9 protein-coding genes are annotated in these 10,755 nt (G+C 72.5%); 8 read left to right on the top strand and 1 reads right to left on the bottom strand.

The genetic code is table 11. From position 1 onward, the window contains the following. Positions 1-47: 47 nt before the first annotated feature. Positions 48-1,046, bottom strand: a complete 999-nt coding sequence (locus ACQ143_RS05320; protein ID WP_449569669.1) for a LacI family DNA-binding transcriptional regulator — start codon at positions 1,044-1,046, stop codon at positions 48-50. 145 nt (positions 1,047-1,191) lie between these two features. Here ACQ143_RS05320 and ACQ143_RS05315 point away from each other — a divergent pair, with 145 nt between their 5' ends. The 8 genes from ACQ143_RS05315 to ACQ143_RS05280 all read left to right on the top strand — a co-directional run bounded on the left by ACQ143_RS05315 (position 1,192) and on the right by ACQ143_RS05280 (position 10,712). Continuing rightward, positions 1,192-2,157: a M24 family metallopeptidase gene (locus ACQ143_RS05315; protein WP_449570130.1), complete on the top strand. Its 966-nt coding sequence runs from the start codon at positions 1,192-1,194 to the stop codon at positions 2,155-2,157. Between the two features lie 191 nt (positions 2,158-2,348). Further along, entirely contained in the window at positions 2,349-4,124 is a 1,776-nt protein-coding gene (locus ACQ143_RS05310) for an ABC transporter ATP-binding protein (RefSeq protein WP_449569668.1), read from the top strand. 43 nt (positions 4,125-4,167) lie between these two features. Then, positions 4,168-5,334 carry a Gfo/Idh/MocA family protein gene (locus ACQ143_RS05305; protein WP_449569667.1) on the top strand — a complete coding sequence of 389 codons (1,167 nt, stop codon included), beginning with the start codon at positions 4,168-4,170 and terminating at the stop codon, positions 5,332-5,334. After that, the gene (locus tag ACQ143_RS05300) at positions 5,331-6,224 is read left to right on the top strand and encodes a DUF6807 domain-containing protein (RefSeq protein ID WP_449569666.1); all 894 of its coding nucleotides are present in this window, start codon (positions 5,331-5,333) and stop codon (positions 6,222-6,224) included. Before ACQ143_RS05305 ends, ACQ143_RS05300 begins: the two co-directional genes overlap by 4 nt. After that, complete coding sequence (locus tag ACQ143_RS05295) at positions 6,221-6,949, top strand: cupin domain-containing protein (RefSeq protein ID WP_449569665.1); 729 nt, start codon at positions 6,221-6,223, stop codon at positions 6,947-6,949. Before ACQ143_RS05300 ends, ACQ143_RS05295 begins: the two co-directional genes overlap by 4 nt. Further along, complete coding sequence (locus ACQ143_RS05290; protein WP_449569664.1) at positions 6,946-8,040, top strand: Gfo/Idh/MocA family protein; 1,095 nt, start codon at positions 6,946-6,948, stop codon at positions 8,038-8,040. Before ACQ143_RS05295 ends, ACQ143_RS05290 begins: the two co-directional genes overlap by 4 nt. After that, a complete protein-coding gene (locus ACQ143_RS05285) occupies positions 8,037-9,068 on the top strand; it encodes a family 43 glycosylhydrolase (protein ID WP_449569663.1) in 1,032 nt (343 codons plus the stop codon). The genes ACQ143_RS05290 and ACQ143_RS05285 overlap by 4 nt, the downstream gene beginning before the upstream one ends. Positions 9,069-9,422: 354 nt before the next feature. Further along, entirely contained in the window at positions 9,423-10,712 is a 1,290-nt protein-coding gene (locus ACQ143_RS05280; RefSeq protein WP_449569662.1) for an ABC transporter substrate-binding protein, read from the top strand. Positions 10,713-10,755 lie beyond the last annotated feature (43 nt).

Here is a 10,755-nt window from a genome sequence, read left to right as displayed (position 1 = left end):
TAGCACGGAAGCCGTGGGGTGGCTCGGCTCCGCGGTGCCGGCTGGGGTCAGGGCGCCGCGGCGGTGCTGCCGCGCACGACGACGTCGGGGGTGAGCACGAGGGACGGTGCCGCGGTGTCGCCGGCCAGCAGCGCACCCATCGCGGCCCAGGCGCGGCGGCCGAGTTCCATGGCCGGCACGGCCGCGGTCGTCAGCGGCGGTGAGGTATAGCGCGCGAACGGGATGTCGTCGAACCCGGCGATCGAGAGGTCCTCGGGCACGCGCACCCCGCGCGCGGTGACCGCCGACAACAGGCCCATCGCGACGAGATCGTTGAAGGCGAGCACGGCGGTGACGGATGCGGCCAGCACGGCATCGGCGGCATCGGCGCCGCTGTCGAAGTCGACGCCGGTCGGGATCTCGATGATCTCGAGGTCGGGATGCGCGCTCCGCGCCTCGGCCTGCGCGGCCTGCCGGGCGGCGCCCGACGCGCTGCCGGGTGCGCCCGAGAGGAACGCCACGCGCCGGTGCCCGAGCCCGTACAGGTGCGCGATGAGCTCGGCCATCGCCCAGCGGTAGTCTGCGGCGACGGTCGGGGTTCCCGGCTGCGGCGGCCGGTTCACCACGACGGCCGGGGCGAGCCCCGGCAGCAGCGCGGTGAGCTCCTCCTGACTCATGCGCGGGGCGCACAGGATCACGCCGTCGGTGCGGCGCCGGGTGGCGGTGGCCAGGTCCGGCTCCTTGCCGACCTGCTCGGCGGTGTCGGCGATCAGCACGTGGTAGCCGTCCTCGTCGGCCGCGCGGCTGAGCCCGCGCAGGATCGACTGGAACGTCGGGTTCGCCAGGTCGGGGATCACCACGGCGACCGTCTGCGTCCGCCCCAGCACGAGGCTGCGCGCGAGCGGATTGGCGGTGTATCCGAGTTCGGCCGCGACACCCCGCACCCGTTCGGCCAGGGCCGCATCCACGGTCGGGTTCCCGTTCATGACGCGCGACACCGTCGACAGGGAGACCCCGGCTGTGCGCGCGACGTCGGTGATCGTCACCCGCGAGGTGTTCTTCGCCATCGGTACCCGCTCTCGTCCCCGCGCCGTACCGCCATACTATCGAGAAAGCGTTTTACGACAGGAGACCCGGATGCCGCCTTCCGCCGCCGATCGACGGCTCAAGCAGCAGCGGCTCGCCGCCGTCCGCGGGGACGGTCCCCCGCTGCTGCTCACCTCGCACGAGGCGACCGCCTGGTATCTCGACGGTGTCCGCACCCACGTGTCGCTCGCCGGCCCGCCGGTGCTCGCCGTGCGGTCCGCCGCGGACGGGGACGCGCTCTACGTCGCCGCGAACGAGGCCGACCGGCTGATCGCCGAGGAACTGCTGCCCGATGACGCCGCCCGCATCGTGCCGGTGCCCTGGCAGACACCGCCGGCGGTGGCCGCCGCGGCAGCCGGGCCGCACGTCGTCGAGTCCGATGTCGCCGCCGCGCTGCGCGCCGCCCGCGCGAGACTGCTCCCGGCCGAGGCCGACCGCTACCGTGCCCTGGGCCGAGAGACCGCCGAAGCGCTGACCGACGTCGCAGGACTCCTCACCCCGGCATCCACCGAGCGCGACACCGCCGCCGCGCTGGCCGGCGCCCTCGTCGCGCGGGGCATCGATCCGCTCGTCGTGCTCGTCGCCGGGGCCGGCCGGCTGGGTCACCGGCATCCCCTGTCCACGACCGCACCCCTCGGCGAGCGCGCCATGCTCGTCGTCTGCGGCCGGCGCCACGGCCTCATCGCGAACGCGACGCGATGGGTGGGGGATGCCGGTGCCGACGACACGCGGATCCTCGAGGTGGAGGCGGCCTACTTCGCCGCCACACGCCCCGGTGCCCGGCTGGACGAGGCCTTCGCGGCCGGGTGCGCCGCCTACGCGGCCGCCGGCTTCGACGCCGCGGAGTGGCAGAACCACCACCAGGGCGGGCCGACCGGGTATGCCGGCCGCGACCCGCGGGCGACGGCCGAGACGACGGATGGGGTGGTCTCGCACCATGCGTTCGCGTGGAACCCGAGCGCCCCCGGCGCCAAGGTCGAGGACACGGTGCTCGTCACCGACGACGGCGTCGAGGTGCTCACGCACGACCCGCGCTGGCCCGCCGTCCCCCACGCCGGGCTGCTGCGCCCCACCGCCCGCGCCTTCGGCTGACGCGGCGGCCCCCGGCATCCCCACGTTCACAGAATCGCACGAAGTTCACATGGAAACCGGGGCTCGGCTGCGAAGTTCGTGCCATTCTGTGAACTATGTGGGGGCGCGTCGCCGCAGTACGCCAGGCGGGACGCCGTCGCCCCTGCACACCGACCTCGTCACACCCAGCCCGCGCGGGGTAGCATGGCACCGTGCCTCGGATAGCGCTTTCCCGCCTTCCCGACCTCATCGACGGTGATCACCCCGCGCGGTCGGTGCTGCGGCTGCTCGCGCGCCGGCCAGGGCGCATGGCCATCGCGATCCTCGCGTTCGCGATGAAAGAGATCCCGATGTGGTTCCTGCCGGTGGTCACCGCGGCCGTCATCGACATCGTCGCGACCGGCGGCGAGGTCAGCGCGGTGCTGTGGTGGTTCGCGCTGGCGGCCGTGCTGCTGCTGCAGAACTACCCGAACCACATCCTCTACACGCGCAGCTTCATGACCGTCGTCCGCGACACCGGCGCCGACCTGCGCAACGCCCTGGCCGCCCGGCTGCAGAGCCTGTCGATCGGCTACCACACGCGGATGAGCTCATCCATCGTGCAGACCAAGGTCGTGCGCGACGTGGAGAACGTCGAGCTCATGCTCCAGCAGTTCACCCACCCGCTGCTGTCGGCCACGATGGTCATGGGCGGGGCGCTCACCATGACGGCGATCGCGGTGCCGCAGTTCCTCCCCGTGTACGCGCTCGCGGTGCCCATCGCGATCGGCATCCGCTACGGCATGCGCAACCGCTCGCAGCAGCGCAACGAGGTGTTCCGCCGCGAGGTCGAGACCTTCTCGGCGCGGGTGGGCGAGATGGCGTCGCTCATCCCGGTCACCCGCGCGCACGGCTTGGAGCAGACCGCCGTCACCCGTGTCAGCACCGGCGCCGAGGGCGTCCGCCGCGCCGGCCTGCACCTCGACATGCTCAACGGCCACGTCGCCTCGATCTCGTGGGTGGCCATGCAGCTGCTCGGCGTCAGCTGCCTCGTGCTGGCGGCGGTGTTCGCGCTCACCGGCATCCTGCCCATCAGCCCCGGCGAGGTCGTGCTGCTGTCGACGTACTTCACCCTGCTGACCCAGGGGCTGACGCAGCTGCTCATGCTGATCCCGGTCGGCGCGCGGGGCCTGGAATCGGTGCGCTCGATCGCCGAAGTGCTCGAAGAGCCCGACCTCGAGCACAACGAGGGCAAGCCCGCCGTGTCGAGCGTCGCCGGCACGATCCGCATCGACCACGCCACCCACCGCTACGACGGCGCCGACACCGACGCGCTGCACGGGATCGACCTCACGATCGACGCGGGCACCACCGTGGCGTTCGTGGGCTCGTCCGGCTCGGGCAAGTCCACGCTGCTGAACCTCGTGCTCGGGTTCGTCCGTCCCACCGGGGGCCGCATCCTGCTCGACGGCGCCGACATGCAGACCCTCGACCTGCGCACGGTCCGCCGCCGCGTGTCGGTCGTGCCGCAGGAATCGGTGCTGTTCGAGGGATCGATCCGCGACAACGTCGCCTACGGGATGCCGGATGCCACGGACGAGCGGATCATGCAGGCACTCCGGGATGCAAACGCGTGGGAGTTCGTCGCCGAGCAGCCGCACGGGTGGGACACGGTCGTGGGGGAGCGGGGCGCCCGCCTGTCCGGCGGGCAGCGCCAGCGTCTGGCGATCGCCCGCGCGCTCGTGCGTGACCCCCGCATCCTGCTGCTGGACGAGGCCACCAGCGCCCTCGACCCCGAGTCGGAGGAGCTCGTGAAAGACGCCCTCGGCCGGCTCATGCGCGGGCGCACCACCCTGGTGGTCGCCCACCGCCTGTCGACCGTGCGGCAGGCCGACCGCATCGTGGTGCTCGAGCACGGCCGCATCGTTGAACAGGGCCGGCACGACGACCTGCTCGCCGCCGGCGGGCGGTACGCGAAGCTGCACTTGACCCAAGCCGGCCTGGCCTGACCGCCCGACCCTGCAAAACCGCCCCCACGATTCGAGGAGCATCATGACCGACGCCACGACCCCACCGCTGCGGTCGGCGATCATCGGCGCGGGGGCCATCGCGCACGCCCATGCCGATGCGCTGCGGGCCTTGGCCCCGCGGGCCGTGCTGACCGCCGTCGTCGACCTCGACGCCGACCGTGCCCGGGTCCTGGCCGCGCAGTTCGCCCCGGACGCCGCCGTCTACCCGACCCCAGCCGACCTGTTCGTCGCCGAGCAGCTCGACCTCGTCCACATCTGCACGCCCCCGCAGAGCCACGTGCCCCTCGCGATCGAGGCGCTGCGCGCCGGCATCCCCGCCCTCATCGAGAAGCCGACGGCGCTGAGCCTGGCCGAGATGGACGAGCTCATCGCTGTGTCGCGCGACACCGGCATCCCGGCGCTCACCGTCTTCCAGCACCGCTACGGCGGGGCCGCGCAGCGGCTGATCCGACTCGTGCGGGACGGCGTGCTGGGCCGGCCGCTCGTCGCCACCTGCGAGACGCTCTGGCACCGCGGCCCCGACTACTTCGACCTGCCCTGGCGCGGACGCTGGCACATCGAGGGCGGCGGTCCCACGATGGGCCACGGCATCCACCAGTTCGACCTGCTGCTGGCCGTTCTCGGCCCCTGGGCGCGGCTGACCGCGTTCGCCGCGCGTCAGCAGCTGCCCACCGACACCGAAGACGTCTCGATGGCCCTGGTCGAGTTCGACAACGGGGCCCTGGCCACCGTGGTCAACTCGATCGTGTCGCCGCGCGAGACCTCGCGCCTGCGGTTCGACTTCGCGCACGCGACCGTCGAGGTCGAGCACCTGTACGGCTACGCCGACGCCGACTGGACCTTCACCCCGGCCCCCGGCCACGAGCACCTCGCCGAGCTCTGGCCCGCACCCGCCTCCGACGCGCGCAGCGGCCATCGCGACCAGATCGCCGCCATCGTCGACGCGTTCGCCGCCGGCCGCTCGGCAGGGGTGGATGCCGCAGAGGCACGCCGCACGCTGGAGCTCGCCGCCGCGACCTACGCCTCCGCCTTCCGCGGCCGCCCGGTGCGCGCGGGCGAGCTGGCCGGCGACGACCCGTTCGTCCGCTCCATGGATGGCGGCGCCGTTCCGTGGCATCCTCACAAGGCACCGCTCGCATCAGCCGCAGCCCAGACCGAGCCCTCCGAGCCCGAGGAGATCCGCGCATGACGCTCGCCACCGTCCGCACCGACACCGACCTCACCGTCCGCGACGGCGAGACCGAACTGCTGCGCTACGTGTTCGTGCCCGACTCGCCGCAGCTCGAGTCGCCCAAGCCGTATCTCGACCCGCTGCGCACGCGGGCCGGCCGCGTCGTGAGCCTGTTCCGTCCGTGGGATCACGTGTGGCACAAGGGCCTGGCCTGGTCGCTGCCGGTCGTCGACGACGAGAACTTCTGGGGCGGGCCCACGTTCGTGGCCGGCCGCGGCTACGTGCAGCTGCCCAATGACGGCACCCAGGCCCATCGCGAGGTCGTGGCGGTCGAGGACGGGGACGTCGTCCGGTTCACCCACGACCTCGAGTGGATCACCGAGGACGGGAGGCGCCTGTTCACCGAGCGGCGTACCCTCACCGCCCGGGTCCTCGACGCCGTGGCGTGGGCGCTCACGTTCGAGACCACCATGACCAACGTCACCGGCGCGCCGATCGTCATCGGGTCGCCCACGACCAAGGGGCGGGACAACGCCGGGTACGGCGGCCTGTTCTGGCGCGGCCCGCGCTCGTTCACCGACGGCACGCTGGTCACGGTGCACGGGACCGGCAGCGGGTCGGACGTGCGCGGCCAGCGCCACGAATGGATGGGCTTCGCCGGACGCCACGACGAGATCGACGCCACGTCGCTGCTGGTCATGGTCGACGCGGCATCCAACCCGCACCACCCGCCCCAGTGGTTCGCCCGGTCCGAGGAGTTCGCCGCCCTCAACCCGGCGCCCTTCTTCAGCGACGAGTACACGATCGACCCCGGCGCGGCCGCGACGTTCCGGTACGCGGTGGGCATCGCCGACGGCGACGAGAACGACGCCGAACCCCTCGCCGCCCGCCTGCGGGACCTGCTGTGAGCGGCCTGTTCCCGGGCGGGGTGGCCGTCTCCGACCTGCAGGTCTACGACTGGGAAGCCGGTGATGGATGCCGGGGCGGCACGCCGCATGTGCACACGGCCTCGACGGAGGGCTACATCGTCACCGCCGGCACCGGCGCCGTGCAGACCCTGTCCGCGGCCGGGTTCGACGAGCACCCGCTCGCCGTCGGCGACGTGCTGTGGTTCACGCCCGGCACCGTGCACCGGCTGATCAACGGCGGGGACCTGCGGCTGCTGGTGGTCATGGCCAACGCGGGGCTGCCCGAGGCCGGTGACGCCGTGCTGACCTTCCCCGCGCCGGTGCTCGACGACCCCGCCGCGTACGCGGCCGCCGTGACGCTGCCCGACGGCGTGGACCGTGCCGAGGCCGCCCGCGCTCGCCGTGACCTGGCGCTGCAGGGCTTCGCCGAACTGCGGGCCGGGGGACCGGACGCGCTGGCCGCCTTCCACGAGCGGGCCGTCCGGCTGGTGCGGCCGCGGGTCGCCGGCTGGCGCACGCAATGGGAGGCCACCGTCCAGGCCGAGAGCACCCGCGTCGCGGCGCAGCTGAGCGCACTGTCCGACGGGATGCCGGGGCTCATGGCCGCGGCATCCGTCACCCGCGCCGAACGGGCCCCGGGCGAGCGCACCTTCGGCATGTGCGGCCGTCTGCAGACCTGGCTTTGGCCGGCCGCCCCGGTCGATCGGAGAAACGGAACCGAATGACCCCCACCCTGCGCACCGCGATCGTCGGCACCGGCTCGGTCGCGAATCTGCACGCCCGGGCCGTGGCCGCCCACCCGCGCGCCGAGCTCGTCGCCGTCACCGATCTGTCGCGTGCGGCGGCCGACGCGTTCGCGCAGCGGCACGGCGCCCCGACCGTCTACGACGACCTCGCCGGGCTGCTCGCCGCCGAGCAGCCCGACGTCGTGCTCATCTGCACACCCCCGGTCGCCCACCGTGAGCAGGCGCTCGCCGCCTTCGCCGCCGGAGCGCACGTCGTGGTGGAGAAGCCTCCGGCGCCCTCGTTGGACGAACTCGACGAGATGCGCGCCGCCGCAGCCGCCGCCGGGCGCGAACTGGCGGTGGTGTTCCAGCAGCGCACCGGCACGGCCGCCGCACACGTGCGCCGGCTGCTGCAGTCCGGGGCACTCGGGCGCCCGCTGATCGCCGTGTGCCAGACGCTCTGGTACCGCGACGAGGACTACTTCGCCGTGCCCTGGCGAGGGAAATGGGCCACTGAAGGGGGTGGCACGACGCTGGGTCACGGCATCCATCAACTCGACCTTCTCGCGTTCCTGCTCGGCGAGTGGACCAGCGTGCAGGGGCGGCTGTGGCGCCTCGATCGCGAGACTGAGACCGAAGACGCCTCGACGGCGACGATCACCTTCGCCGGCGGCGCCGTCGCGCAGGTCGTCACGAGCGCGGTCTCGCCGCGGGAGACCAGTTCGATCCGGATCGACACGCAGAAAGCGACCGTGACCGTCGACCACCTCTACGGCCACGGCCATGAGAACTGGGCGATCACGCCCGCGCCCGGCTTCGCCGACGAGGCCGACGCCTGGGACCTCCCGGCCGTCGAAGAGCGCAGCGACCACGCGGTGCTGCTGCGCGACGTGTTCGACGCGCTGCTGGCCGGGCGGCCGCTGCCTGAGACCGCCGGCGAACCGGCGCGGTCGTTCGAGCTCGTCGCCGCGATCTACGCCTCGGCCGCGGCCGACGGCGCCGTGATCACGCCGGCCGATCTCGCCGCGCACCCCACCCATCGTGCCGGATTCGCGAGCCCCGTCACGGACCTTCGGGGGGTGGAGGGATGATGCCGGCCGAGCTGTACCGCGACCCGGTCTACGACGGCGCCACCGACCCGGTCGTGGTGATCGACGCAGGCCGGTGGTGGATGTTCTACACGCAGCGCCGCGCCACCCACCCCGACCCGGGTCCCGGCGTCGCCTGGGTGCACGGCAGCCGGATCGGCGTCGCGCACTCGCCCGACGGCGTCACGTGGCAGTATGCCGGCACGCTCGAACCCGCGGCATCCACGCGTCTCGTGCTCACCCCGGGAGCGCCGCCGGACCCGACCGATCGCACGCACTGGGCGCCCGAGGTGATCCACGACGGGACGCGCTGGCGCATGTACCTGACCGAGATCGACGGCGTGCCCGACCGGTGGCCCGGCCACGCCCGCCACATCGTCGAGTACGTCTCCGACGACCTTGCGACCTGGACGCGCCGCGGCCCGCTCGCGCTGGCGAGCGACCGGGTGATCGACGCCGCCGTCGCCCGCACGCCCGACGGCCGGTGGCGCCTCTGGTACAAGGACGAGGCGGCCGACAGCGTGACCAAGGCGGCGGTGTCGGCCGATCTGGATGAGTGGGCCGACGAGGGGATCGTCGTGGGCGATCGGCCGCACGAGGGGCCGTCGGTGTTCCGCCTCGGCGGCTGGTGGTGGATGATCGTCGACGAGTGGCGGGGGATGGGTGTCTACCGGTCGGCCGACGCTGTGGCGTGGCAGCGGCAGGGCGGGCCGGATGCCGTGATCCTCGGCGCCGGACAGGTTCCCGGTCCGGGATTCGGGCATCACGGGGCGCCGGTTCTTCATGAAGGCCGGGTGTGGTTCTACTTCTTCGGGCACCCCGCGCGCGCGGGCGTGCCGGACACGGCATCCGGACCCGTGGCATCCGTCGAGCCGGCGGACGGGCGCGAGGCCGCCGACGCCGGCGAGGGCGAGGCGGCCGACGCCGCGGATGAGGGCGAGGCGATCGACGACCGCCGCTGCGCCGTCTACCGCGTCGAACTCGTGGTCGACGGCGGAACCCTGCGCGTCGCGCCCGCTCTTGGGCACTGAGTCCGCGATTCGGCGCTGAGACGCCCGCGCACCCGTGGTGTCTCAGCGGCTGAATCCCGTACTCGCCGGCGCGCCGCCGGCGAGGTGCGCGGACCCTACCGCCGCGGCGCCGACGACAACGCGGCGGACGTCGGAGCCTGCTCCGACGTGAGGCAGACTGATACCGGTAACAGGTCACGATTCGGAAAAGACGGAAAGCGTTTGCCTGATTCGCTTGCATAACGTTTCAATGCGTAGTACCGTGACCGGCAAGCGCTTTCCCGCAGCATTCCCGAGAAGCGCCCACACACGCACCACACGGACAACGAACGTTCGCCCTGCACGCGGACGCGGACGTTCACAGAGAGGACAAGGATGTTCAGCAAGAAGCGGTCACTCGCCGTCGTCGCCATGGCGACCGGCGCCGCGCTCGCCCTGGCCGGCTGCGCCGGCGGGTCCGAAAGCGACGGCACGCTCGATCCCGACGAGAAGGTCACGATCGACCTCGCGTTCTGGGGCAACGACGTGCGTGCCGACCTGTACAACAAGGTCCTCGAGGCCTTCAATGAGAAGTACCCGAACATCACGGTGAACTCGTCGTTCCTCGACTTCCCCGCCTTCTGGGAGAAGCGTCAGACCGAGGCGGCCGGCAAGAACCTCCCCGACGTGATGCAGTTCGACTACTCGTACCTGCGTCAGTACGCCGAGAACGGCCTGCTGCTCGACCTCGACCCGTTCCTGGGCGGCCTCATCGAGACGGAGCCGCTGTCGGACCAGATCCTCTCGATCGGCGTCGTCGCCGACACCACCTACGCCATCCCGACCTCCACCAACGCCTGGGGCCTGTTCACCAACCCGACCCTGCTCGAGCGTGTCGGCGTCGAGGACTTCCCGGGCGGATCGTGGGACGACTACACCGACTGGATGGCCGAGGTCACCGAGGCCGGCGGCGGCGAGATCTGGGGCGGCGGCGACTACACCGGCCGCATCCAGAACTTCGAGCTGCAGCTGCGCTCCGAGGGCGCCGACCTGTTCAGCGAAGACGGTGAGCCCGGCTTCGACGAGGCGCGTCTGACCGAGTTCTGGGAAGAGGGCCAGCGCATCCGCGACGGCATCGGCATCCCGCAGCAGACCGTCGAGGAGCTCCTGCCCCTGGGCGGCTTCGACTCGGCCCTCACCGCGAGCGAGCTCACGTGGGACAACTTCGGCGCCGGCTACCTCGGCAACCTCGGCGAGGAGTACCCCGAGCTGAGCCTGCTGGCACCGCCGGTCACCGTCGAAGGCTCGAAGGACCTGTACCTCAAGCCCTCGATGCTGCACGCGATCGCCGCCAACACCGAGCACCCCGAGGCCGCAGCGACGCTGGTGAACTTCCTCATCAACTCGCCGCAGTCGGGTGAGATCTTCGGCACGAACCGTGGCCTGCCCGCGTCGGCGACCGCGCTCGAGGCCGCCGACCTCGACCCGCTCAGCGAGCAGATCCGCGACCACGAGGCCGCCATCGCCGACCGCCTGGGCGACGCGCCGCCGGTGCCGATCGTCGGCTACGGCACGCTCGAGGAGAAGTTCCGTCAGCTGGGCGTCGAGCTCAACTTCGGCACGATCACCGTCGAGGACGCCGTCTCGCAGTTCTTCACGGAGATGGACGTCGTCCTCAACGGATGACAGACTCCGGGGGCTCGGGCAATCTCCCGCCCGGGCCCCCGGC

The organism is Microbacterium pollutisoli (assembly GCF_053586795.1).
This window is presented reverse-complemented; position numbering and strand designations above follow the sequence as displayed.

Coding starts and splice junctions, on each gene's coding strand:
- ACQ143_RS05320 (WP_449569669.1), bottom strand. CDS start 1,046: ATGGCGAAGAACACCTCGCGGGTGACGATCACCGACGTCGCGCGCACA.
- ACQ143_RS05305 (WP_449569667.1), top strand. CDS start 4,168: ATGACCGACGCCACGACCCCACCGCTGCGGTCGGCGATCATCGGCGCG.
- ACQ143_RS05300 (WP_449569666.1), top strand. CDS start 5,331: ATGACGCTCGCCACCGTCCGCACCGACACCGACCTCACCGTCCGCGAC.
- ACQ143_RS05290 (WP_449569664.1), top strand. CDS start 6,946: ATGACCCCCACCCTGCGCACCGCGATCGTCGGCACCGGCTCGGTCGCG.
- ACQ143_RS05285 (WP_449569663.1), top strand. CDS start 8,037: ATGATGCCGGCCGAGCTGTACCGCGACCCGGTCTACGACGGCGCCACC.
- ACQ143_RS05280 (WP_449569662.1), top strand. CDS start 9,423: ATGTTCAGCAAGAAGCGGTCACTCGCCGTCGTCGCCATGGCGACCGGC.